Here is a 23,479-nt window from a genome sequence, read left to right as displayed (position 1 = left end):
CGGTCTTACGTTTGATTCGTGCGGCTGGGCCAGTCAGTCCGTTTCCCGTTTGTCAGAACCAGTGCCAGCATTCATGTCAGAGTCAGATTTTTGTCGATTCTTTGGTTGCAGAGCTTTGGCTGGCACGGCTTTTTGTTGGCGTGACTTGGCCTGTGAAGCATTGGATTCCAGACGATCAAGCTCTCGTTCAATCGTCTGTCGTTCTCGCTCGGAGAGATCCGCTAATTGTTTGTTGACTTTCTCCAACCGTTCAGTGAGTCGTCCCCGCTCAGCCAGCAGGGAAGACTTACGCAATTCGGATCGCTCGATCAGTAATTCGCGAATCGATTCTTTGATGGAGAGGAGTGATTCATCACCGGCGGCTTCAGCAGTCTGTGCGCCAGTCATCGCCAGTCGGGCGGCGAGCAGGCGAATCCGCGATGTCAGTTTCCAGTCTTCCAACTCCACGCGACCGCGCTCGGCATTCTTCTCACCCATGCGTTCGATCCGCTGCATGGCTTTATGGACATCTTCAATCGCAGCGATGAACGAGGTCTTGTCGTACGTCTCAAGTCGCACCAAGAGTTCACTTAACTCGGGATGATGGGTCGCAGCGAATTCTTGAGCAGCAGCGATCATTCTGGGAGTCAGCTCCGGACTTTTAACCGCAGTTGCGCCGGGCTTGGTGAAATTCTTCGTATTACGAGCCGCAGGTTTGGGATTCGCCACTGCGGTTGCGCCATCAGTCTGTTTGGCAGCTTTCGTATCATCGGCAGAGACCACGCTGCCAAACATGATGGTCGCCGCGACAAGGCCAGCCAGCGTCTTTTCCAGGCCCTTCCAGACACGTCCCCTCTGCGGCACACGGGCTGTGTGGCAGAAGAATTTCGACACGGACAGGATGGCAAAGAAAAACCGCAGCATGAGTAAGTGACTTATCCTGATAAGCGAAATAAAAAATTTGAGGTGACTGAATGTCTATCGCACTGCTACTGAATGACGCCGGTGGCTCGTGGTAAAATGGATTCTGACTCAGGTGAAGGGGCTTGATGGTTATCCGTTCGATTCCGTGGTTCGCTGGCCATCAAAGCGGCAAACATCCAATCGGGAACATGTTCGTCGGTACGGTCGTCAGCGTCGTGAGACTGGCCGCTGGTCGACGAAGCGAGACTGTGTAAGCCTGTCTCTGGAGTCAATGAGCGACCGATTGACCCGATGGTGTCATGTTGATCGGACTCAATCTCGATGGCCTCCAGATCAATCGTGCGCCAGTTTCTCAGCAGCGTGGCGGCCATCCGGGCTTCATCGCCCGTGAGGGTCTGATCTTGAGGAATCAAGCCATTCCACAGAAACAGCACCACAGCAGCAGCGGTGGTTAAACCACAGCCAGCCAGCCAGCTTTGTTGCAGCATGGAACGACGGCGAACAGGCTTCTGGATCGAAGCTGGCACAGGTACTGAGGACACTGGTTCTGGTCTCACTGGTACAGGGGACACTGGCACCTGAGCGACAACCATCACCATGCGGGAGGCTTCAGCAACGGCATCGCAAGCAGCGAGATCATCCAGCAGTCGCAATTCAAACTGAGCCTGAACTTCAGAAGTCATCTCCCCCAGGACGTAACACAAAGCATCCCACTGCAAAGAACTCAGTGAGGCCTGGAGCGCGTCGATATCATGCCGCACGGCACCGCCGGGTACGGCCAAATCAGCGGGAGCGGGGTGAGAGTGTGCTGGAGGCTTCATAGTTCTGCTGCTGTCATCAATCACAGGTGGTCATCAATCACGGCTGAAGGGATCTTTGGCAAAAATCTGCTGAAGTTTTGCCATCGCCAGTCGCATGCGTGTCAACACGGTTCCCAGGGGAACGGAGAGTTCATCTGCGATCTGCTGAAATGTCTGATCCTGTCCAATCCGCTGCTCAATCACCTGTCTCTGTTCGTTGGGCAATTTTTTGAGTGCGGCCTGCAATGCCGCCTGCTCTTCGTGTTTGATGGTCTCAGTGATGGCCGGGCCGAAAGAATGAGCAGGCTCGACTCTTGAACTGTCTCTCACTTTTTCTGCGGCCCACTCCGTTAACTTGCGAGTCTGCGTTTGTTGATTCCGTCTTAACTGCAAGGCTTCGCGGTAAGCTACCTGAAACAACCAGCCGCGAATCTTGTTCTGATCAATCGTTCGCCCCGACTCCCACAATTTGACGAATGTTCTTTGAAGGGCTTCGTCAGCAGCTTCAGAGTCCTTCAACACACCACACAAAAACGCAAACAGTTCATGAGCGAACTGGGCATGCCAGTCCGAAAGCTGTTGTTCTTCCAGCTTTTGAGGGTCAGTTGGGTGCTTGGGGATTCTGTGGGCGTCACTCACGAATGGCCGATCTGCTGACAGCTCACGGTTTCACCTTGTCGATGCGTGCCGGGCCGGCGTTATTCTCAAAAAATCGACCCTGCCAGAAAAAAAGCCGCAAGATCCATCGTAACACCCTTCTGTGAAATGGGTTGAGAAATTATCCATTTCAAGGATTTTCTCGATCACATCGCGTGTCACTTGATTTTCTCACCAAATTCGAGCGAGTCCCCGGAAATTGGGAGTTGACATATTCCTGCATGGGAATACAAATAAAGCCATGCCAAGAGCCACGACCACTTCCGACGTTTTTAACGCGATTGCTGAACCCAGGCGGCGCGAGATTATTGAGTTACTCGCACGTCACGGAACCATGGCGGTGGGTGCGATTGTGGTGGCCATGGGGTTGGCACAACCTGCTGTTTCCAAGCATCTGGCGGTGTTGCATGAAGTCGGCATCGTTTCGGTCACTCAAGAAGGGCGACAGCGACTTTACGAACTCGAACCTCAAAAGTTGAAACAAGTGCACGAGTGGATGAGCCAGTTTGAGCGACTGTGGACGAACCAGCTCGATCGCATCAAAGAGCGGGCGGAGCGCATGGCTGCCGCACAACAAACCTCTCAACAGGAGATGAGTTAGCAATGAATTCAGACTTGATGAAGCTTGCGTCGGTCGAAACGCTGGAGATCCGCAAGGAGATTTCGATCGCCGCTCCGATGGAAATTGCCTTTGAAGCCTTGTTGGAAGAATTAGGCCCTGGCAGTGTTCTGCCTGATGGCAAGCCGTTCCCGATGAAGATTGAACCCAAGCCCGGCGGCCGCTGGTATCGAGATCTGGGCCATGACGCGGGGCATCTGTGGGGTCATGTTCAAGTCATCAAGCCACCCGCTTTATTAGAGATTTCCGGGCCGATGATGATGTCCTATCCTGCCGTGAATCACGTTCAATACCGATTAAAAACGGATGGCCAGCAGACCTTGCTGACACTATTGCATCGTGCCATGGGACTGATCCCCGATGAACATCGCGAAGGCTTTTCCGAAGGTTGGGAGCACGGCTTGCAAAGAGTCCGCCTGATTGCCCAGGAAAAATTCCAGCAGCAGCAATCCTCATGAGCCGCTGCTGTCCTGCCAACCGCCAGCAGACTCGCTGTTCGCAAACTCACGGCACGCAGACTTACCACCCTCCACAAACCAGTCCCGTATTCAAACCGATCACGGGGATGGCACGCATTCGCGAGGCGTTGGCCTGGGTGATTCCCGGCGTGCTCTTAATCCTGATGCCGAAATGTCCCGCTTGTCTGGCTGTCGCGGTCATGCTTTGGACGGGCGTGGGACTCTCGCTGAGTACAGCCGCTTTCTTGAAGTGGTCATTGCTGGCCACCTGCGGCGTTGCTCTTTCGATTCTCATCGTGCAGCGCTGGCGCGGCCTTTCACATTAAGTTTCTTGATCTTCCAATTCATTTGAGAGAAATCGTTATCATGTCGCATCCTGTTGTCAGTCGCGAAGAATGGCTTGCTGCCCGGATCGAACTGCTCAAGGAAGAGAAGGAACTGACTCGCCGGAGCGATGAACTGGCCAGAAAAAGGCAGGCTCTCCCGTGGGTCAAAGTGGACAAGGATTACCGCTTTGAGACAGAGCAGGGGAGTTCTTCGCTGGCCGATTTATTTCAGGGGCGTTCTCAGCTGTTGATTTATCACTTCATGTTCGGGCCGGACTATCAGGCGGGTTGCCCCTCTTGCAGTGCGATTGCTGATGGTTTTGATGGGTTCGCGGTTCATCTGGCGAATCACGATGTGATGTTCTCCGCCGTCTCGCTTGCTCCACTGGAAAAGCTCCGGGCTTATCAAGAGCGCATGGGCTGGAAGTTCCCGTGGGCGTCATCGGAAGGGAGTGACTTTAACAGTGACTACAGCGTGTCGTTTACTCCCGAAGAGTGGCGTCATGGAACGATCTATAACTTTCAGCCAACTCCTGCCAATCCGGAGGGCGCCCTGGCAGAAAATGGCGAAGTGGCCCGGCATCAGGAGCTACGGGAAAGCATTGCTGCGATGACGGGAACCAACTGGGCCACCTATTCCCGGCAAGCCCCCGGCATGAGTGCGTTCGTCCTGGAAGATGGCGTGGTCTATCATACCTACTCAGCCTATGCCCGAGGACTGGATGTTCTCTGGAGTGCCTATCAATGGCTGGATCGTGCGCCGAAAGGCCGCCATGAGACGGGCTATTGGTGGAAGAGGCATGACGAATACCAAACCAGGTAAGCCAGCCACTGGCCGGTCGTTGCTGACACACAGAAAACCATACGATTGAACCGTGGGATTGATCGGCCAGCAAACCATTCTGGCGCTGCGATGGGCCACATAACGCAAACAACCTGGTTTGATGAGGTGAAATTCAGGTTACGTTTCTGAAACATTTCGTTGCGTTTCAGCAACACGCCCCCGCTCCTGGAGCGTCAAAAATCAGGTGAAATACTCATTTTTGTGCTGAATCTTGATGGAAAATGACTTTGGCCTGAATTGTGCTAGTCATTCCCCGGAACTGAAGGCGAAAAAAGGCCATCACACGATGAACAGGCTGTTCATCATTATTTGGGAAGGAATCATCGCCTGGAATTGTTCGGGAGACGCCGCCATGGAACCTGTGGCTGACAGCAATGATGGCAACCTATATGCGACAAGTACCATTGAGCCGAGCATGGTCTATTTGTTCGTTGGCATGGGCGTGCTGTTTTTCTTTGTACTGACCATTTTTGGCTTTAGTCAGGGAAATCAGCATGCGGGCGAGCATGCGTTCAATACTCAACCGCATGCCACCGAAAGCTCTGAAGCAACTTCAGAGCCAGCCTCTGAAATCGGCGGGATCATTCCCGTTGCTCCGAGTCCTTGACTCATTCAATGATCAAGACCTGGAGCCATTGGTTCGGGATGACCATGTTGAAAAATGGAACGACATGGGCCTGCTCACTGGTCAAGTCATGAACAATTTGCCAACTTGAAGCGTGACAACAATACTGTCTCGCCGCACTTTCGCGAGTTTGTTCCCTTATGTCTGACCAGCCTCCTGCCGACTCTCCTGACGAACAGCCACCATTTTCCTCGAATCCGGATCCCTCGAATGCAGGGGCCTCTGGTGGTGGGGGAGATCTGAATTCTGGCGATGATCTGGTGCCAGCGAGCATCTCACCCGTCTTTCACCTCAGTCCGCGAATCACGCTGTTCCCGGTGATTCATGAGAGTGGTGATTTCGCCGTCGCGATCCGTCGATTCCTGCTGCATCATTCATTTGACTGCCTGGCTGTTCCGTTGCCCCCTTCATTTGCTGAGGCGGTGGAAGAGGCCATTCTGCAATTGCCGTCGGTTTCGCTGGTGATTCAGCGTGAGCTTCCGGTTTCTGCCAGTCCCCCCTGGTCACCAGGACGTGATGGCGACAGTCTTGAAGAAGGAGGAGCAGAGCTTTCCCGGTCAGCCAGTTATGTTCCCATCGAGCCTTGCCAGCCCGTGATTGCCGGGATTCGTGCGGCCATGGAAGAACGTATTCCCCGCGCGTTTATTGACCTTGAAACCGCGAACTTCGAGTGTCATACCGCCATCTATCCTGACCCTTATTCGTTGAAGCATACCACTCCGGAAGCGTTTGCCGCAGCGATTCTGCCCGCCATTCCTCCGCCTCCAGGCGAACAGGGCTGGCAGCGCATTCATACAATGTCGCATCGGCTGCGCGAGCTTGAGAAGAAGCATGAATCGATTCTCTGTATCTGCTCGCTGACCGATTGGCCCTGGCTACGCAAAGCCTATCAGGAAAATGTCCCGCCCTCTGACGATGATCTGGTCGAACCCGTCGAGGCCTATGCCGTTACGGCCGAAACGCTCCATTTCATGCTCGGGGAATTGCCCTATATTACCGGGCTGTATGAACGGGCACGGGCGGAATTGGAATCGGATGAAAACCTCAGTATCGATGGCGTCAAAGCCATGCTCCTGGCGGCGCGTGATGAGTACCGGGAAGATCTGGGATCGCGGGGCCGCAGGATTACGCCCAAACTGTTGCGAACATACCTGCAATATGTTCGCAACCTGACGTTGATCCAGCGGCATCTGACGCCCTCGCTGTATTCGTTGATTATTGCGGCTCAGCAAATCGCGGGAGACCTCTTCGCCGTCCAGTTGGCAGACGTAGCCCGGCAGTATGGCCATGCCCCGAACCGCGAATTGCCCGCGTTACGCATGGGGATTCATCAAGCTGCACTTCCTGATGGCACGTTATTGGGGATGAAAACGCGGCTGCCCGGTCAGACACGCACCTGGACTTCCCTGCAGCTCACTCCCAAGCCCCCGAAGTTACAGCAACAGGATTGGCAATCGCGTTGGAACCCTTTCCGTCAGTGCAGCTGGCCACCAGAAGATCTGGCGATTGAGAAGTTTCGCACGCATATCAAGGATGCCGCCATTGCTCTGCTGGGAGCAGACCTTGCACGGAGTGAGAAATTCACGACCAGCCTGAAAGATGGGCTGGATATGCGCGAGACACTCCGCAACTGGCATACGGGCGAGCTTTACGTTCGCGTCAATCCCCCCGCACGCGGCAGCCTTGATTGCGTGATCATGCTGTTCGATTCCCCTGCCGATCCTCGCACATATCCCTGGCGAGTGACCTGGCACGCTGAACATCACGATGAATCGACATTGTCGTTGTTCGCAACAGATTATCGAACGAACATGCAGGGGCCGGGCATCGGGATGGCCACATACGGCGGCGCGATGTTTCTATTTCCTCCGCGTCCGATTTCCGATATCTGGCGATCCCGCCAGTTCGATCATGCGGATACGCTGGAAGAACGACTCATTATGGCGGCCTGCCATTATTCGCGGGAAAAGCACGTGGCGATGATCAGTCCTTTACCGCCGGGGCTGGCGTGGAAGAAGATTGCTCAGCGCTATGGGAAAAAACTGATTCATCTTCCGCTTTCAAGGTTCAGTCAGGAAACCATTGAAAAGCTGAGAGTCTTCCATGTCCTGAACGGCACCAGCGTCCGAAGCTATGCGGCTCATTTCATTCGCAAAGGATGAACGCTCAACAGACAGGGATCAACAGAAAGGGCAAGTCTCCCGCAACGAATTCAGCCCGTTTGATTTTTCCAGGTCATTCTTCCCGGTTCTGTTCACGGATCTGTTCCTGAAACAGGATGGGTTCAATAAGAAACGTCATCAGGCGACCGTGGCGTTCAATTTCAATGGTAGTGGGCTTGTCGATGGCGTCAGCCGTGCGACGCCAGTTTTGAATGGTGCCAACCGGTTGATCATCCACACGATAGATCCAGTCGCCGGGTTGAATGCCGGCGACGGCTGCTGGTGAAAGTGGCACGACATCGGTGACACCCACGACGCCTGGCAGGGCGGCATCGCTGCGAGTTGCCAGCCCGACACGTACGGGAATACCGGCCAGCGTGACTTGCACTGTGGTTCGAGTGCCATCGTTTTTTTCCAATGCCACGGCCACTTGTTGAGGAGCGGAAACCACTAACGATTTCATCCGCTGAGTATTCAATTCATGATAAGGGCCAAAGGCCAGAATCCGATCACCGGCTGCGATTCCTGCAGTGTCAGCAGGGCCACCCGGTCGCACGCTGTTCACAATGATTTCCCCTTGCTCTCCCGCGTCTCCATTCCAGGTCATTCCAAGCCGTGGAGGGGATGCTGCAAGTGGAGTGGTGTAGCGAACACCCTGTCGGACTTCCTCGAAGACTTCATTGCGAAAAGGGAGCAACTGATCGCGTTCCGCCAGGTCTGCCGCCAGGTGAAAGACCCAGCGGGAAATTCGCTCAATCCCGTCGAAATTGAGACGGTCAGCGTCATCGGTGGGGCGGTGGTAGTCGTCGTGCAGTTCGGTATCGATTTGAATCGCCGGAATGCGTCGGCTGTAAAAAGGCCAATGATCTGTGTCAGGAGTTACGGTGTCGTCGAACTTTACGAAGAGTTGTGTTTCGCGATTGGCATGGGCCAGGGCTTGGCGTAACCCGGGTTGTGATCGCCAGCCTTGCACTTTGACCAGATCTTTACGCATGCGGCCTATCATATCGGCATTGATCACGTTACGAACTTGACCGGCCGGCATCAGCGGACTGTTGGCCCAGTGTGTTGATCCGTGAAGGCCGTCCTCCTCGCAGTCCCAGAAGGCGAAGATGATTGTCCGCTTCAAAGGTGGCAGTGCATCCAATGCTCGAGCAACAGCCAGCAGCATCGATGTGCCACTGGCGTTGTCATCGGCTCCGTTGTGAATCTGTCCCCAGCCACCCCGGCTGTTTTCCGAATTCCCAAAGCCGACATGATCGTAGTGAGCACCGATCAGAATGATTTCGTTTTTCAGCAGGGGATCAACACCGGGCTTCTTCGCGAGAATATTTTTGCACTCGCCGCGAAACTCCTGAAACCAGAGATTCGTTCCTGCGGGTTGGAGCTTTGTCTTTTTCAGTTCCGTCACGAGATAGGCCGCAGCGGCTTTTCCTCCACGAGACCCCGCTTTCCGGCCTTCCAATGAATCACTGGCCAGCACGCCTGCCACTTGTTTGAGGTAAGTGGTTGTAATGCTGGCTTCGGCTTTAGCCATTGTGGCCGCATGTAAGGTGCTGGTGGAACCTGCCAGTTCAGGAATGCTGGACGTGACGGAAGTGGGCGTTTCTGTCGCGAAGGCAGGAACCGTTCGGCTATGGCTGATGCTCAAACTCATGACCATGCCGACAGCTAAAAACCATCGCTGGCAGAAAACTGTCCAAGCCCCTGAGAACCGCGACATGTTGCATTTCCTGATCAAGGGCTGGAGTTGAGGTCAGCGGACAGAATTGATTGACCCAATTGTTCTCTACGTCCTATTCCGCTGATTGTGACAGAAAAGTGCATGCCGTAAGAGATTTCCTGCGTCATTCCTGAAGAGAACAATCAACACAAAGCCATGCTGTTTATGAAGTTGAGGTAAATCCAATGAAGGCATGACTGCTCGGTTGCAAGTTTTCCCAAGCTTATTGATACTACACGGACGCACAAGCTATGTGCAGTTCCTTCTCCCTCGCAGCGTTTTGCTCGGGCAGAGGGTTCTTTGCGTTTCCAGAATTGCCTGGAAACGGGCCTGTCGCCCAGGTCTCCACCCGAGAGGATTTTATGGCTCAGTATACGAAGACAGAAATTAAGAAGCTTCGCAAGAAGCGTCAGCGCCTCAAGAAGAAGCTGAAGTGCCGCTTCTGTCCTGATGGTTGCGATAAGCCACCACGTCCCATTTTTGTGGACTATAAGGATCTGAAGACCCTCCGTTCGATGATCGACCGTGAAGGGAATCTGCTGGCCCGTCGCAAGACTGGCACCTGCGTGAAGTACCAGCGCGCTGTCCGCGACGCCGTTCTTCGGGCACGCTTCATGGGTCTGCTCCCATACGTTGCCGAAGAATAACCGCTGTCTATTGCGGGCATCGCAATGACGTTTTGCCGATGAGCTGTGTTTGACATCCGTTTTTGATCGATTCAGCCCACTGATTGAGGTGCAACACCTTAACCAGTGGGCTTGTTTTTTGTGAGACCTGGCCATCACCGCCTTACTGATCGCGTAAAATCAGGCCAAAGCGTTTCTTCAGAGCGAGCATGCCCAGACCAGCCAGGATTGCCAACAGGGGTTCAATGGGTGCTCTCATTCTGGCGTTACTGAAATAGACCAGATGAGGAACGGCGACCAGCACGATCGTTCCTACAGCCCAGAATCCCCACAATGAACCGCTGCGTAACTGGCTCCAGGCTCCGATCGCTGCACTGACATAGAGCGTGGCATAAAAAAACGTCAGCATCCAGCGGAAGGATTGCGGCAGTTGATGTTCTCCCTGGCTTTGCGGCACGGCACTCCAGAAGTATTTCATGCGAAGAGTGGCCCCATGCAGAAAACCAGCCGGGTTATTGAGGATGGCTTCGCGTCCCCAGGCGGCTTGCAGACGGTCGCGTTCGACTTCATCAAGCCCGACCAGCTTTGTGGCATTATCGGCTTCCCATTGAGCAAATGCTTCGGGGGGCCAGACCGATGTGCCCGAGGTTTGCTCATGCTTCTGAATGACAGGATTATTGGCCAGCCACAGGGTGTAACCGCCGTGTGTTGTCGTGGCGATGGGATGTTTCATGACAACGGCATTGCGGAGTGTCCAGATCCCGATGGGTAAACTGGCTGCCACAAGCAGCAGGAGTAATCCCGGCCATTGTGAGCGTACTCGTGTGCCCGCTTCTGCTTGGGAAGGAGACCAGACCAGGCAAATGACTGTCCAGGGAATTAATAACAGCAAGGCAGGTCGAGTGAGCGTGGCCAACCCCAGGAGGATTCCCAGCAGGCCCATGAGGAATCGTCCTTGCGAGTGCGAAGATGTTGCAGCGAATGCGACTCCGCAGGCGATGAGAGCGACGATGGTCGCTGCCAGTGTTTCGGTCATCGGCTGAGCAGCATAAACCATCAGAAGAGGATTGATGGCGACGAGCAGGCCGGCCAGCCAGCCGGCGGCGAGGTCATTCCTTCCCCTCCGGCAACACAGCCGTAAGGCGGTTTGCACCGTTGCCCAGATGAGAACCAATGAGAGTCCCAACTGGATCGTCATGACAGCTTTGGGAACAGACGTCAGTTGAAGAAGTGGTGCCAGAAGAAGCGGGAACAGCGGAGGGCGGAAGGCGGTGGGAGTGCCGTTTGTGTCAACAAACCCCAAGCCGCTGGCGATGTTTTTTGCGAGCAGAAGATAGGCATCCCGGTCGATGGAAAGGGAACCGGAGCGAAGCATCATCCCTCCCAGACGAACAGCGACCGCCAGAAGCATGAGTAACACGAGGCTGCCGGTCGTACTGGTGACCCATTTCGAGAAGGCTTCGGGAATCAGTCGACGACGTGGCGGTTGAGAAGCCGGTAGCGTCGTCATGTTGGGAGGGTCTTCCTTCAATGCGTCTCTGGAAAAATGAATGCCGGACTTTGGCAAAGGAACTTGATCATGGAAACAATTCCCGGTCAACTCTTCTCTGTCGGATTGACTTGAGGTTCATGTTCCGGCCGAGATGTTGTCGCTCACATTCTCTTATTGAGGTATTTGTCATGACACAGGCTTTCCGTTCTGGCCTGCTGGCCGGTGTGGCGTTGATGGCAGGGATCGGTGCTCAGATGTTTGGCACTGGTTCTCCTGTGTTTGGGGCGGATAGCAAAGTGAAAATCACGCCCGACGTGGTCTATGGGCATAAAGATGGATTGGCTTTGACGTTTGATGTCTTCACGCCTGCAGAGAATGCCAAAGGGATTGGCGTCATTTTCATTGTCAGTGGTGGCTGGTATTCGAACTGGTCGCCTCCCGAGAAGTTGCAAGGAATGTTTACGGCTCTGACATCCAAGGGCTTTACGGTCTTTGCCGTGAGACATGGAAGCAGTCCTCGTTACGGGATCCCTGACGCTGTTGCTGATGTTCGCCGGAGTGTGCGTTATATTCGCAAGAATGCCGCCGAGTTTGGCGTGAATCCCGATAAGTTGGGCGTGTTCGGTATCAGTGCGGGAGGTCATCTCTCGTTGACGTTGGGGACAACCGCCGATGATGGCTTGTCCCAGGATGCTGATCCCGTGAACAAGGTGAGTGACCGGGTGCAGGCTGTTGTGGCGTTTGTGGCTCCGACCGATCTCACGGTGGCTGTCAAAGGGGCGAAGGATCGATTGCCTGCCTATGATCGTTTTCCGGCATTGAACCTCGACATGTCACAGGCCAAAGTCTATTCGCCGTTGTTTCATGTCAGTGCGGATGACGCTCCCACGTTGCTTCTTGCGGGAGCCAAAGATGACCTTGTCCCGATTTTTCATAATCGAAATATTCACGCCGCTTTCGATGAAAAACAGGTTGTGAATAAGCTGATCGAATACCCTGATGCCGGCCATGGCTTCCCGCCAGCCGATATGCAAAAGGCCATGCAGGAATTAGTGGGCTGGTTTGATGAGCATCTGGTGAAATAAGTCGTCAGTATTGGACGTGTTCTGCCCTCTCCTGATTAACTTCTTTGGACATCACTAATAATGAACGTTTTGACCCGCCGCGATTTTCTGGCCACTGGCTCGGCCATGATCGCCTTGCCAGCTGTTATGGCTCAGGGGGCAGACAAATCCCAGCCGTTACGATTCGGGATCATTACTGATTTGCATCAGGACGTCATTCCCGACGCACCGGCTCGACTGAAAGCGTTTATTCAGGCGATGCAGGAGGAGAAGGTCGATTTCATTTGCCAGTTGGGTGATTTCTGTGTTCCGAAACCTGCCAATCAGGAAATCATTGACATCTGGAAGACTTTCCCCGGGCCGAAATACCATGTGCTGGGAAACCATGACATGGATGGTGGTTTCAAGCCAGAACAGACGGTCAAGTTCTATGGCATGCCCGATCGCTATTACACCTTTGTGCAAGGCGGGCTGCGATTCATAGTGCTGGATGGCAACGAGCCTGGTGGCAAGCAGAAGGGCTATAAGAGGTTCATTGGAGAGAAGCAGACGGCCTGGCTTGAGGAGCAACTGAAATCATCGAAAGAGCCAGTGATTGTGCTTGTTCACCAGCCGCTCGATACTGATTCAGGTGTCGAAAACCGGTCTTCGATTCAGAAGATTCTGGAAGCGTCACTTGGCGGCTCATCACCCGTTTTGGCTGTCTTTGCCGGGCATCTTCATCAGGACTATGTGAAGCCAGAAAACGGGATCCCTTATCTTCAGATCAATAGTGCCGCCTATTACTGGATGGGAGAGAAATATGCCCATGAAAGTTATGACGCCGAGACTCACAAGCGCCATCCTTACTTGAAAAGCACTTGTCCTTATCAAGATCCACTCTGGGCGATTGTCACCGTGGATCTGTCAAACCGCACATTGCATGTGGAGGGGCGGAAAACCGGGTGGGTGGGCAAATCTCCCTGGGATGCCGGGGCAACGGAAGCGAGTCATCCGCCAGCGATCATTCAGCCGGCTGTCAGCAATCGGGATATCAAGCTTGGCTGAAGAATCCCTTCATGAATTGCCCCAGTAGACAAAATGAAACTCGAGTGTGAGGTGAAATATCTCAAATAGTTGGACGCGAGAACTAATGGCAACGGGCTAACCTCCTTTTTAGGATACATTCGCAACAACTGATGCGTCCTGAAAGGTCTTCAAGAATGCCTGCTTGCTTGTCCAGACGTCTTGTTATCCAATGGGGAATCGTTTCACTGGCCTGTGCCTGGATGATTGGCCTGGGAGCCATCGGCTCACTTCAGGGACAGGTGATTCCTCATCGTCAGGAGAAGCCCCCCAACGATCCACGGGATGCCCAGACCGCTGCAAAAATGATGACCGTTCCTGACGGTTTTACTGTGGAAGTTGTCGCCAATGAGCCTGAGATCGTTAATCCTGTGGCGATGGCCATCGATGAAAAAGGCCGCTTCTGGATTACCGAATCACTGGAATATCCGCGGCACAGTCCTGGCCCTGGGCAAGACCGCGTCAAAGTTTTAGAAGACACCGATGGCGACGGCAAAGCGGATCGATTCTCGGTTTTTCTTGATGGGCTGAATATCCCTAGTGGTATTCAAGTGGGACATGGCGGGGTCTGGGTGGCCAACGCGCCGGATCTTCTGTTTGTTCCTGATGCCAATCGCGATGGCATTGCCGATGGCCCTGCGCAGGTTGTCGTCACTGGCTTTGGGCGCGCCGACACGCATGAAGTTCCCAACTCGCTGACCTGGGGGCCTGATGGCTGGCTTTATGGACTCAATGGCGTCTTCAATCCCAGCCATGTGCGTTATGGGAAAGACAATCCTAACCGGGCAGCCGCTGAGAGCCAGAAGCATCCCGGCTGGCAGTTCACCGTCGCCATGTTCCGGATTCATCCGCAGACTCGTGAGTTTCAGGTTTTTTGCGAAGGAACCAGCAATCCCTGGGGCATTGCCTTTAATGATGATGGCCAGGCGTTTGTCAGTGCATGTGTGATCGATCATCTCTGGCATCTGGTTGAGACGGGCTATTATCACCGGCAGGGCGGGCCTTATCCTCCGCATACCTGGAAGATCGAATCCATCGTTAAACATAAACATCAAAAGGCAGCCTATTGCGGCATTACCTGGTTTGATAGCGATAGCTATCCCGAGCAATTTCGCAAGAAGCTCTATATGGGTAATGTCCATGGCGGATGTATTAATGTTGACCGCCTCGAACGCAACGGTTCGACCTATGCCGGAACAAGTGACCCTGATTTTCTCACGGGGAATGATGCCTGGTTCATGCCGGTGGTACAGAAAACCGGGCCGGATGGCTCGCTCTATATCCTCGACTGGTACGATCGCTATCATTGCTATCAGGATGCAAATCGTGACCCGGCCGGGATTGATCGCTTAAAGGGCCGGCTCTATCGCGTCCGTTACCAACAGACGCCTCGAAAGTTCAATTTTGATCTGGCGTCACTTAAAAATGACGAACTGATGCAGAAGCTGGAAAGCGCCAATGTCTGGACTCGCGGTACTGCTCAGCGAATTCTGGAAGAAAGACTTTGGCAAGGGGGTCACGAAGGAGACTCTCTACATCAACAACTGCTGGCGCGGGCACTCGACGGGGCGACTGCGACGCCTCTTCAGCGAACACTTTTTCAAATCGCAACCTTTGCACCAGGGTTCCATCCTGAGCAAATCCGTCAGGCAACGGCTCACGCTGATCCCTTGATCCGTGTGTGGGCACTTCGCACCGCGCCGGGAAGTTTGAAGGCACCAACAGATCATCCGTCAGCCGCAGCGCTCATCGTCCAGCAGATCAGTGCCGGTTTGTCAGACGCTCAGGATACCGTGAGGTTGCAGGCATTGATTGCGATGACGCGAGCAGCAGAGCAGGGCGTGACTGATGATGCTCTGCATCGGGCGTTCAAAGCATCTCTTGCGAAACAGGGAGAGGATGCACATCTCCATCGTCTCGCCTGGCAGACTCTCAAAGCGTTTTACTCTCAGCGACAGGAACGCCTGGGTGATCTGCTGGCATCGACAGAATACCGCTCCAGCCCGCTGGCGAAATCACTGGATGGTCGCCTGATTGACTGGGTGCTATCTCAACCCCATCCCGATGCGAAAGTGTTATCGACGATTCTCACGTCCGATCCTGCCAGCAATTCTGCACGGCAAGTGCTCAATGTCCTCGCAGCGCAGATTCAAACTCGTCAATTGTCAGGCGAACGCCTTGCGACGATACGTCATGCGATCAATCCCGCAGTTCAAAAATTGGTGGCTGATCAGGCCCATGTTCATTTCGTCCCCGCAGCGTTGCTGGCGACCACATGGGGAGATCAGGAAGGCTACGCGGCTGCCCGCAAAGCGCTGGAGTCATCGAGCTTCAAGGACGAAGAGCGTTTAGCAGCCGCCGGAGCATTGGTCGCTGCTGGTCAGGATGAAGTGCTCCGCAGCATGGCCGCGATCTTTGACAGTAAGCCGCCGGTTTCCGCTGAATTCAAAGGGAAGCTGCTAGCGACGTTGTCTCGACTGGATGATCCTGAAGTCGGCCCGTTTGCCCTCCATTATTACCCTCGGCTGGAAGTTGACCTCCAGCCCAAAGCCCTTGAACTGCTGACCCAGCGGCCGGTCTGGGCCATGGCCTTGCTGTCAGCCATGGAAAAGAAGCAGATCCCTGTCGCGGCGCTGAGTTCGCTTCAAGCACGCCGCATTGCTGATCTGGGAGATGAAAAGCTTTCTCAGCGATTGGGCGAAGTCTGGGGGCAAGTGCGTACGGGGCGCGATCCTCAGCGAGAGCGAGTTGTGGCTGAAATGCGGCATCTTGTTCGTACCACTCCCGGTGATGCCGTTCGCGGGCAGTTGGTTTTCAGCAAGGTCTGCGGGCAATGCCACAAGATTTATGGCGAAGGAGCCGATGTTGGCCCGGAGATCACGCTGAACGGCCGGAACGACTATCCACAGCTTCTTTCTAATATCTTTGATCCGAACCTTGTGATTGGAGCCGGGTATCGGTCATGCACAGTGATCACTGATGATGGCCGCGCGCTGAGTGGCCTGCTGATTGAAGATTCTCCCGAACGGGTGATTTTGAAGGTTCAAGGGGGGAAGACAGAGATCGTTCCCCGGAGCACGATCGAAGAGTCCAAGCTAAGTGAATTGTCATTGATGCCGGAAGGGATTGAAAAGCAGCTTTCGCGGCAGGAAATCGCTGACCTAATGGCGTATGTCATTCTTGATAAGCCGCCCGGTGATCCCACAGCCCGGCAGCTTCCCGGTGCCTTGGAAGCTCCGCCAAAAGAAACGACGAACGCGGCGGAATTTGGCTCCATCTTCCAGACCGTGGCCCCTGGTTTTGCAGAAGTTGCCTCGGGACTGCATGGTGTGGGTCTGCTCAAGGAATATGCGGGCAAGAAAACCGTTGTTCGCACGCACCCTGTCGATCAGAAGAAACCCATGATCGCCAAAGGGGTGTTTGACCTGCCAGCGGATCAATCCAGCCGCTTGCTGGTGGATGTGGCTCATGATTCCCGTGGTGACTTCCGGTTGGTCGTCAAAGTGAATGGTCAGGTGATTCACCGCGAGATCATTGGCAAAACCACGGCAGAGAACGGTTGGGCTTTCCGTGAAATTGACCTGACGAAATTCGCAGGAACCCAGCCAGTGATTGAGGTGCTCAATGAGGCCAACGACTGGGCTTATGAGTTTGCTTACTGGGGGGAACTGCGCGTGACGAGCGACACGAAATAGTGCCGCACCAAAACCGTCCCAGCTTGATCTTTGTCACGGGAGATCGCGTTAAAGCCAGAGTTTCATGCGGCTTTTGAGTTCAGGTGGCAATCGTTTCATGACCGCCTTTTCGATGGTCGGGGTGGGATATCGCGTGCTGAAGTGCATGGCAATGATCAGTTCATTCTGGAATCGATCTTTGCGCTCGATAAAGTCATCCAGATGAAGGTGGCCAAATTTGTGAACCTTTTCGCGGCGGTGTTCTGGGCGGAAAAAGGTCATCTCGGTAATCAATACTTTGGCTTGGTAAATCGCTTCACAACGATCTAATCCTGCTGGTGCGGTGTCTCCGGTGTAGGCAATCCAGGGTGTACGGATTTCAGCCGTGACTTCATTTCCCGCCAGGCGGATATCCCGGATTTGATCGCCGGATAATCCCTGATATTCGGGCTTCAGTTTCATTCGTCGGTTCCAGACGAGATAGCCCACGGAAGGAACGGTGTGCTGCGTGGGGAAAGTGGTGACCAGCCACTCGCGTCCCAGCTCAATTTCCGAACTGGCGTTCACACCAATCAGGTTGACCAGCATGCGTCCGCGGTCGAGCTTTTGCCAGGCACGGAGCATGCGTTCGGTATCGTCGACCACTTCTTCGGGGACATAGACTGTTGGTGGATCGAGCTTCATCATTCTGCGCCGGGCCACATAAGCCGGGAGGGCGGCCATGTGATCCAGATGGGCATGCGTGATAAAGAAGGTGGGCGTGCCGATGAAGTCCCAGGGAGTTCCTCCCAGATCGAAGCCAATTTTCAGCTCAGGGATTCGCCAGTAACTCTGCACCGCCGCTCGCGACCAACCTTCAATGGTGAGGTCGCCGACAGTCAGTTGGTGGACAGGCAGGTTTTCCAGCATGAGTCTCTCAATACTCGTTCATCGACGATCAGAAATTGGCGAGGAAGGGAAGTGGCATGGACATCGCCAACTCCTCGTCAGGAGGTCATTGTGCTCACGATCCTCAGAGGATCAAGAGACTTTGACCGGCTTACCTGTGTTGACACTGGCCAGTTCTGCATGACAGAGGGCCAGAGCATCACGGGCTAACTCGGCAGATAAGCCGCGAGGCACTTGCCCGGTCTGTACGGCGGTCACAACCTGTTGAAGTTCAGCGGTGAAAGCCGAACACCATTCTGTTCCTCCCTTGAGCTTCGGCTGCGTCATTTTGCCTTTGGTCAGGACGGTCAAAGGCCGGTCGGTGCACCATTGACCTGCAAGAGTCCCTGCGGAAAAGAGAAGGGTGGCCTGCTCAAAAAAGAGTTCGTAGCCATGGGCGAAATCCAGGCCTTGTGCGCCCAATCCCCCACTGATCGAAGAGACGGCGATCCCGCTGTCTTCAAAGACATAGTTCGAGTGGACATGGTTCAGAAAACCTTCTTGAACAAATCCACGAGAGAAGACCTGCTTGGGAGTGCCGCAGATCAATGAAATCAAGTGATTGTCATGGATATGCAGGTCGATCCCCCAGCCGCCAAGCTTGGTGAAATCGGACATCCCCTCTGACCACTTGGGGCTGGAAATGACTCGTCGGAAGTTAGCAGCCAGCAATTTCCCATATTTCTGGTTCGCCACGCACTCGGCGGCGAACTGGAATTCGGGGAAGTAAGGCAGGACATGGGCGACCAGCAGCAGCTTTCCCGCCTTCTTGGCGGCAGCCAGCATGCGGTCAGCCGACTTCAGATCGATGGAGATAGGCTTTTCGACCAGGACATGTTTACCGGCTTTCAGGGCTGCAATGGCCATTTCTTCGTGCTGGTCGTTGGGCAGGCAGATATCGATCAGGTCGATATCGGGATCAGCAAACATTTCGGCAGGCTGGTCGTAAGCGCTGATTTTTGTCAGGTCGAGTTTGGCGCCGCGTGGGCCGAAGTTTCCTTGAATGCCTGTCCAATCGCCCGCCAGTTTTTCTGCGCTGCGCGTGCAGATGGCAGTGACGGCTCCCCCCTTGAGCTTTGAACCAGCCAGGCGGCCATCTTCATGAATCTTGGTAGCACCGGAAAAGTGAGTCCATCCCATAAATCCGATGCCCAGGATGCCAATACGGATCATTTGATGAGCCTTTTCCGAAGTCGGGTCGTCGTAGTGCGAATGCGATTGAGGCAGCTTTCCGAAAGCGGGCCAGTAAATCAAGCGGAGTCGACAAGTTGGCGATTGAAGCGATTGGCAACCCACCCGAAAACCCGCCATTATGGCAGCCGAAGGACTGCTGCCCAAAATCTAGGCAGCCTGTTTTTTGAGCACATCCTGTATTTTTCATTTATGAACACTAACTTCGGCAGAAATTGCGGATTTTACACTGGATTCGTCGCACCCTGCGTTGATATCTTCTTGACGACGCCATCGGAATGACCACGCAACGGCTAGAAAGAGCTTGCGGGGAGGGCGATATCGGCGGTCTAGAAGCTGTCAGCCGATTCACAGGGACGCGAATTCGGATCACGAAGGGGGTGGGTTATGTTGGTGCTGTCACGCAAGCCGGGCGAGAAGATCCTGATTGGCGAGAACGTCACAGTGACGATCGTTCGTATCGGGCCAAATACCGTTCGGCTGGGTATTGAGGCTCCCCGCGATATGAACATTGTTCGCGAGGAACTCTGCACGGACACCGATCAGGCCCCCACAACAACCCACACGATTGATATCCATCACTCCTGATTTCGCCGACTGGCCCTGCCGTTCCGACTCAGCGTGGTTCTGCTGAATCGTCGGCACGTCCAGAAAGATTGAAGGCGTTGCTGGAGAGTGCTCACCGATGATTTCTGATTCAGAAAACTTCTGATTCAATCATTGGGTTTCGAGACTTTTTATTGATTTCTGTTGATTAGCCCATACTGGGGACACCCGGTATGGGTTTTGTTTTTTATTCAGATTCAGGCTTTGCTGTGCCAATCAGGTCGCCATAGGGAAAACCTATGGCTGTTTGCGAGGTGAAATTCCCCGGCAGATCGCCTCGTGCCATGCCGTAGTGGGAATTCAAGGCTCTTCACGCCATGCTCACTGCTCTGAGTGAGCAGCCGAATGTGAGTTTGCGGTCGATCTTCCCTCGTTTCGCAGAGCATGCTTGCTCAAATCCGCAAGCAGGGCACGAAACTCCTGTGATGCTGATGTGTCAACTCAAAGCCAAAAGCATGACACTTTTGCGAAAACAGTATTCATAATGCCACATCCTGGAGGCGGTGCAGCGGCGGTATAACCGGCAAGAACGGCACGTTGGAAGGGTTCAGCTGAGATTAGCCGGAAGGATCGGGGGAGAGTTTGTCACTCAGGTTCCTTATGGACGATATCGCCAGCACGAGCTTGGGCGAAGTTCTTCCCAGGTGTTTCGAGGGATCGAAAGTAAGGACTGAAATATGCTTCGTAAGATTTGCGCGTTGGCTGTCATTGGTGCCGCTCTGGCTGTTGGTGGAACGGTTGAAGCGGCTCAGAATCGCACCGTTGTCGTTAACCGTCCTGCGGGAGGCGGATTCTTTGCCCGCCTGATGGAACTTGAACGCCGTAAAAATGAGCGGATTCGTGAATGGTTCCGCGGCAATCGCTAATTGAAGATTGCCAGAAATGGTCACGATCCTGATAACGCCTGATAAAATCCAGGCGAATTCGCTGTGGCAATCTCTGGCATCAGCAAAGTGAAAGCAGGGAGAATTTCTTCGGAAGTTCGGCCCTGCTTTTACTTTTTCCCCCATACTTTTTTCTCAGGTCGTCAGCAGAGCGGGATTTTCCATGGCGATGCGTCAGACGTGGACGACTTGCGAGAAAGGATCCTGAGCTTCCCAGTCGAGTGTTGTGCGGATGACACGGGGAGGAGTTGGCGTGGTTTCTGAATTTGTGGCCAACGGTCTTTCGACAAAAAGCGCCGCTTCATAGTGCCCGTGTGGCTGAACATCGATTAATGTCCAGCGGGTGAGTTCCGTAGCGTCACGAGCGTGCGATTTAATTGCTGGAATGCGGCAATGAGGCGTGAGCGTGTCCAGGGGAACTTCAAACGCTTCCAGCGAATAAGCCAGCCCGACACCAATCGCTTTGATATAGGCTTCTTTGCGAGTCCAACAGCGAAAAAAAGCGCGTTGCACAGAAGACTCTGGCAACGATTCCAAAGCGGAGACTTCAGCAGGGGCAAAATATCGGCGTGCAAGCCGCAGGCATTCGGTGGTGCGGGCTGCTTCTTCCAGATCGACGCCCAGCCTGCCGGGGCCAATCGCGATGAGTGCCATTTCGCCTGAGTGGCTCACGCTGAAGTCATCAGATGACCCGTTCCATGTGGGCTTACCACTTGCCGTGGGTATCAACTCGATATCCTGAACCGCGACAGGAGTTGGGGTTGCCAGGTGGGCCAGTAATGTTTTCAGAGCCGCCCGGCAGGCGATGAATCGTCGGCTCACTTCAGGAAACCGATACCGGTCGGCTCGGGCCAGTTCAGTGGGTGAGAGCAGTTTTCGCAATGCCTGCTGTCGCTCTGCGGAGATGGAGAGCGGGACGCGCACGACATGGATCGGTGTGCAGGTCACATTTTCCTGAAGAGCGATGTGAGCAGGCGCAGGTTGAGAGGCCAGACAATTGGGTGACCAACCAGGTGACCAATTGGGCCAATCCTGCTCGCCACTGGCCTGAATTTCGGCAACAGCGGACGATGGGGGTAATCTTGAAATTCTGGTGATTTTTTCCATGGGCTACCCAGGGTCGACCAGAGTCACTGGCGGTCGTTTCGGGAGAAGGGGTATTCTGTGCGATAGCTCATGTTGTCGGCAAGCGGAAGCCAACCCGTATGTCGGCGGTCAACAGATTATGCCTTCATCAACAAAGGTTGTTCATGCGGATCCAGCAGTTTCTGGAACACCACGGCCTTTCACAAAATCCCTTCAGTCAGGAAGACGCCCAGAGCGATCCGCTGTTCAAGCGGTTTTGTGCCCAGGCGACATTTCATCCGGCCTGGGATAAAATCTGTGGCAATCCCGGTGAACCCTCAACCGCCGTTGTCTTTGGCGAAAAGGGGAGCGGCAAGACCGCTCTGCGTATGCAGGTTGTCGAGCAGATTGCCGAACATAACCTGAAAAATCCCAATGACCGGGTCTATGTTATTGAGTATGACGACTTCAACCCGTTTCTCGATAATTTCCGCCGGCATGTGGCTCCGCATTCCTCGCGCCCCGAGCGTTCGCTGAATCAGTGGAAGCTGTGGGATCATATGGACGCCATCCTGTCGATTGCCACGACACGGTTGGTAGATGATGTTCTGGAAGAGAACCTTTCGTCTCGTCCCGGTGCGTTTGAAATTCATGCCGATCGTCTGGCGAGTCTGTCACGTTCACAGAAACGCGACCTGCTGTTGTTGGCGGCATTTTTTGACAAAGCCCGCAGCACTCATCCTGCGACACGGTGGAATTCTTTGCGGAGCAAGCTGCGGTTTGCCAACTGGACAAGCTGGTGGGAACTAGTCTTGGGAGCCGTGGTCACCGTGCTTCTCTTTGGGCTGCTGGCACAGAACGGATCCCTCAATCAATGGGGCCGAGTCTGGCCCTGGCTGGTTCTGCTGGTGGCGTGGGGCCCGTGGCTGGTGAAGCAGACGCGACTGCTTTGGCTCTCGTGGAAGGTTTGCAGGCAGGTTCGTGTGCTCAATCATCCGTTGATGGCCTTGAAGCAAGTGCTGGCTGGCTTTGAAACGCGCGATCTGGTCGCTCAGCCGGTTCCTGCGAAAGATCGCAGCGACGACCGTTATGAGTTTCTCTCCAAGTTGCAAAGTGTCTTACGAACACTGGGTTTCACGGGTCTGGTCGTGATTGTCGATCGCGTGGATGAACCGCATCTCATTAACGGCAATGCCGAACGGATGCGTGATCTCATGTGGCCGATGTTCGACAACAAATTCCTGAAGCACTCGGGGCTGGGTTTCAAGCTGTTGCTGCCCATTGAAATCAGTCACTTTCTGACGCGAGAAAATTCCGAGTTTTATGAACGCTCCCGGCTCGATAAACAGAACATGATCCGGTCGCTGGAATGGACAGGCGAGTCGCTCTATGACCTGGCAAATGACCGAATGAAAGCCTGCACCAGCGGCAGCACGAACCCGCCCAAACTTCTGGAATGGTTCGATGGCAGCGTGACGGAATCGGAACTGGTCAGCACTCTTTCCCAGATGCGTGTGCCCCGACACCTCTTCAAGTTCTTGCATCAACTGCTGGTTGAACATTGCAATCGCTTCACCGAGGGGAATCCTCAATGGAAGGTCGATCGGGCGACGCTCCACTCGGCTCTGGCCGTCTACCGGCAGAACCTCAAAGCTTATGATCTGGGAATGGGGCCGGGCTGATAACGACACAAAGTCCTGTCTTGTCGAGATTTTACAACTGATTCCACCCTGATTTTAAGTTTAACGAGTCAGCAGCTTGAAGCGTT

At 54.2% G+C, this 23,479-nt stretch carries 21 protein-coding genes; 13 read left to right on the top strand and 8 right to left on the bottom strand.

All coding sequences use genetic code 11. The annotated features are described in order from the left end of the window. Positions 1–33: 33 nt before the first annotated feature. From SH287x_RS18690 to SH287x_RS18680, 3 genes are all read right to left on the bottom strand, one after another. Positions 34–903, bottom strand: a complete 870-nt coding sequence (locus SH287x_RS18690) for a GumC domain-containing protein (protein ID WP_479515899.1) — start codon at positions 901–903, stop codon at positions 34–36. 65 nt (positions 904–968) lie between these two features. After that, positions 969–1,724: a hypothetical protein gene (locus tag SH287x_RS18685; RefSeq protein WP_479515898.1), complete on the bottom strand. Its 756-nt coding sequence runs from the start codon at positions 1,722–1,724 to the stop codon at positions 969–971. A 33-nt stretch (positions 1,725–1,757) separates the two neighbouring features. After that, positions 1,758–2,342, bottom strand: coding sequence for an RNA polymerase sigma factor (locus tag SH287x_RS18680; protein WP_479515897.1), 585 nt, complete (start codon positions 2,340–2,342; stop codon positions 1,758–1,760). Positions 2,343–2,601: 259 nt separating this feature from the next. Here SH287x_RS18680 and SH287x_RS18675 point away from each other — a divergent pair, with 259 nt between their 5' ends. The 6 genes from SH287x_RS18675 (at position 2,602) to SH287x_RS18650 (ending at position 7,394) form a co-directional block, all read left to right on the top strand. Beyond that, the gene (locus tag SH287x_RS18675) at positions 2,602–2,961 is read left to right on the top strand and encodes an ArsR/SmtB family transcription factor (protein ID WP_479515896.1); all 360 of its coding nucleotides are present in this window, start codon (positions 2,602–2,604) and stop codon (positions 2,959–2,961) included. Positions 2,962–2,963: 2 nt separating this feature from the next. Further along, positions 2,964–3,437: an SRPBCC family protein gene (locus tag SH287x_RS18670; RefSeq protein ID WP_479515895.1), complete on the top strand. Its 474-nt coding sequence runs from the start codon at positions 2,964–2,966 to the stop codon at positions 3,435–3,437. Beyond that, positions 3,434–3,763: a hypothetical protein gene (locus SH287x_RS18665; protein WP_479515894.1), complete on the top strand. Its 330-nt coding sequence runs from the start codon at positions 3,434–3,436 to the stop codon at positions 3,761–3,763. Before SH287x_RS18670 ends, SH287x_RS18665 begins: the two co-directional genes overlap by 4 nt. A gap of 40 nt (positions 3,764–3,803) precedes the next feature. Beyond that, positions 3,804–4,586 carry a DUF899 domain-containing protein gene (locus tag SH287x_RS18660; RefSeq protein WP_479515893.1) on the top strand — a complete coding sequence of 261 codons (783 nt, stop codon included), beginning with the start codon at positions 3,804–3,806 and terminating at the stop codon, positions 4,584–4,586. Positions 4,587–4,893: 307 nt separating this feature from the next. Further along, the gene (locus SH287x_RS18655; RefSeq protein WP_479515892.1) at positions 4,894–5,214 is read left to right on the top strand and encodes a hypothetical protein; all 321 of its coding nucleotides are present in this window, start codon (positions 4,894–4,896) and stop codon (positions 5,212–5,214) included. 278 nt (positions 5,215–5,492) lie between these two features. Then, a complete protein-coding gene (locus SH287x_RS18650) occupies positions 5,493–7,394 on the top strand; it encodes a hypothetical protein (protein WP_479518736.1) in 1,902 nt (633 codons plus the stop codon). A 73-nt stretch (positions 7,395–7,467) separates the two neighbouring features. Here the strand turns inward: SH287x_RS18650 and SH287x_RS18645 are convergent, their stop codons facing one another. Further along, the gene (locus SH287x_RS18645; RefSeq protein ID WP_479515891.1) at positions 7,468–9,117 is read right to left on the bottom strand and encodes a M28 family peptidase; all 1,650 of its coding nucleotides are present in this window, start codon (positions 9,115–9,117) and stop codon (positions 7,468–7,470) included. A 362-nt stretch (positions 9,118–9,479) separates the two neighbouring features. Here SH287x_RS18645 and rpsR point away from each other — a divergent pair, with 362 nt between their 5' ends. Beyond that, entirely contained in the window at positions 9,480–9,764 is a 285-nt protein-coding gene (gene rpsR, locus SH287x_RS18640; protein WP_479515890.1) for a 30S ribosomal protein S18, read from the top strand. Between the two features lie 142 nt (positions 9,765–9,906). On the opposite strand, the gene SH287x_RS18635 is transcribed toward rpsR, so the two are convergent. Beyond that, positions 9,907–11,253: a hypothetical protein gene (locus SH287x_RS18635; protein WP_479515889.1), complete on the bottom strand. Its 1,347-nt coding sequence runs from the start codon at positions 11,251–11,253 to the stop codon at positions 9,907–9,909. Positions 11,254–11,423: 170 nt separating this feature from the next. Between SH287x_RS18635 and SH287x_RS18630 the strand changes: the two genes are divergently transcribed. The 3 genes from SH287x_RS18630 (at position 11,424) to SH287x_RS18620 (ending at position 17,059) form a co-directional block, all read left to right on the top strand. Next, positions 11,424–12,320 (top strand): alpha/beta hydrolase, encoded by an 897-nt coding sequence (locus tag SH287x_RS18630; RefSeq protein WP_479515888.1) that lies wholly within the window; start codon positions 11,424–11,426, stop codon positions 12,318–12,320. A 60-nt stretch (positions 12,321–12,380) separates the two neighbouring features. Next, positions 12,381–13,346, top strand: coding sequence for a metallophosphoesterase family protein (locus SH287x_RS18625; RefSeq protein ID WP_479515887.1), 966 nt, complete (start codon positions 12,381–12,383; stop codon positions 13,344–13,346). A gap of 221 nt (positions 13,347–13,567) precedes the next feature. Further along, positions 13,568–17,059 carry a PVC-type heme-binding CxxCH protein gene (locus SH287x_RS18620; protein ID WP_479518735.1) on the top strand — a complete coding sequence of 1,164 codons (3,492 nt, stop codon included), beginning with the start codon at positions 13,568–13,570 and terminating at the stop codon, positions 17,057–17,059. Between the two features lie 48 nt (positions 17,060–17,107). Here the strand turns inward: SH287x_RS18620 and SH287x_RS18615 are convergent, their stop codons facing one another. Both SH287x_RS18615 and SH287x_RS18610 read right to left on the bottom strand, forming a co-directional pair. Beyond that, complete coding sequence (locus SH287x_RS18615) at positions 17,108–17,947, bottom strand: MBL fold metallo-hydrolase (RefSeq protein WP_479515886.1); 840 nt, start codon at positions 17,945–17,947, stop codon at positions 17,108–17,110. Positions 17,948–18,058: 111 nt separating this feature from the next. Beyond that, positions 18,059–19,276 carry a Gfo/Idh/MocA family protein gene (locus tag SH287x_RS18610; RefSeq protein ID WP_479515885.1) on the bottom strand — a complete coding sequence of 406 codons (1,218 nt, stop codon included), beginning with the start codon at positions 19,274–19,276 and terminating at the stop codon, positions 18,059–18,061. 267 nt (positions 19,277–19,543) lie between these two features. Here SH287x_RS18610 and SH287x_RS18605 point away from each other — a divergent pair, with 267 nt between their 5' ends. Beyond that, on the top strand, positions 19,544–19,744 hold the full coding sequence (locus SH287x_RS18605) for a carbon storage regulator (protein WP_479515884.1): 201 nt from the start codon (positions 19,544–19,546) through the stop codon (positions 19,742–19,744). A 695-nt stretch (positions 19,745–20,439) separates the two neighbouring features. Beyond that, the gene (locus SH287x_RS18600; protein WP_479515883.1) at positions 20,440–20,628 is read left to right on the top strand and encodes a hypothetical protein; all 189 of its coding nucleotides are present in this window, start codon (positions 20,440–20,442) and stop codon (positions 20,626–20,628) included. 192 nt (positions 20,629–20,820) lie between these two features. Here SH287x_RS18600 and SH287x_RS18595 read toward each other — a convergent pair whose 3' ends face one another. Further along, complete coding sequence (locus SH287x_RS18595; RefSeq protein WP_479515882.1) at positions 20,821–21,753, bottom strand: 4'-phosphopantetheinyl transferase family protein; 933 nt, start codon at positions 21,751–21,753, stop codon at positions 20,821–20,823. A 143-nt stretch (positions 21,754–21,896) separates the two neighbouring features. Between SH287x_RS18595 and SH287x_RS18590 the strand changes: the two genes are divergently transcribed. Continuing rightward, a complete protein-coding gene (locus SH287x_RS18590; RefSeq protein WP_479515881.1) occupies positions 21,897–23,393 on the top strand; it encodes a hypothetical protein in 1,497 nt (498 codons plus the stop codon). Positions 23,394–23,479 lie beyond the last annotated feature (86 nt).

The sequence above is a fragment of the Planctopirus sp. SH287 genome (assembly GCF_056500625.1).
The sequence above is the reverse complement of the archived record's forward strand: the minus strand, read 5'-3'. Positions and strand labels throughout refer to the sequence as shown.

Coding starts and splice junctions, on each gene's coding strand:
- SH287x_RS18665 (WP_479515894.1), top strand. CDS start 3,434: ATGAGCCGCTGCTGTCCTGCCAACCGCCAGCAGACTCGCTGTTCGCAA.
- SH287x_RS18660 (WP_479515893.1), top strand. CDS start 3,804: ATGTCGCATCCTGTTGTCAGTCGCGAAGAATGGCTTGCTGCCCGGATC.
- SH287x_RS18620 (WP_479518735.1), top strand. CDS start 13,568: ATGATTGGCCTGGGAGCCATCGGCTCACTTCAGGGACAGGTGATTCCT.
- rpsR (WP_479515890.1), top strand. CDS start 9,480: ATGGCTCAGTATACGAAGACAGAAATTAAGAAGCTTCGCAAGAAGCGT.
- SH287x_RS18670 (WP_479515895.1), top strand. CDS start 2,964: ATGAATTCAGACTTGATGAAGCTTGCGTCGGTCGAAACGCTGGAGATC.
- SH287x_RS18595 (WP_479515882.1), bottom strand. CDS start 21,753: ATGGAAAAAATCACCAGAATTTCAAGATTACCCCCATCGTCCGCTGTT.
- SH287x_RS18625 (WP_479515887.1), top strand. CDS start 12,381: ATGAACGTTTTGACCCGCCGCGATTTTCTGGCCACTGGCTCGGCCATG.
- SH287x_RS18630 (WP_479515888.1), top strand. CDS start 11,424: ATGACACAGGCTTTCCGTTCTGGCCTGCTGGCCGGTGTGGCGTTGATG.
- SH287x_RS18690 (WP_479515899.1), bottom strand. CDS start 903: ATGCTGCGGTTTTTCTTTGCCATCCTGTCCGTGTCGAAATTCTTCTGC.
- SH287x_RS18610 (WP_479515885.1), bottom strand. CDS start 19,276: ATGGCGGGTTTTCGGGTGGGTTGCCAATCGCTTCAATCGCCAACTTGT.
- SH287x_RS18615 (WP_479515886.1), bottom strand. CDS start 17,947: ATGCTGGAAAACCTGCCTGTCCACCAACTGACTGTCGGCGACCTCACC.
- SH287x_RS18685 (WP_479515898.1), bottom strand. CDS start 1,724: ATGAAGCCTCCAGCACACTCTCACCCCGCTCCCGCTGATTTGGCCGTA.
- SH287x_RS18590 (WP_479515881.1), top strand. CDS start 21,897: ATGCGGATCCAGCAGTTTCTGGAACACCACGGCCTTTCACAAAATCCC.
- SH287x_RS18675 (WP_479515896.1), top strand. CDS start 2,602: ATGCCAAGAGCCACGACCACTTCCGACGTTTTTAACGCGATTGCTGAA.
- SH287x_RS18645 (WP_479515891.1), bottom strand. CDS start 9,117: ATGTCGCGGTTCTCAGGGGCTTGGACAGTTTTCTGCCAGCGATGGTTT.
- SH287x_RS18600 (WP_479515883.1), top strand. CDS start 20,440: ATGCTTCGTAAGATTTGCGCGTTGGCTGTCATTGGTGCCGCTCTGGCT.
- SH287x_RS18635 (WP_479515889.1), bottom strand. CDS start 11,253: ATGACGACGCTACCGGCTTCTCAACCGCCACGTCGTCGACTGATTCCC.
- SH287x_RS18605 (WP_479515884.1), top strand. CDS start 19,544: ATGTTGGTGCTGTCACGCAAGCCGGGCGAGAAGATCCTGATTGGCGAG.
- SH287x_RS18655 (WP_479515892.1), top strand. CDS start 4,894: ATGAACAGGCTGTTCATCATTATTTGGGAAGGAATCATCGCCTGGAAT.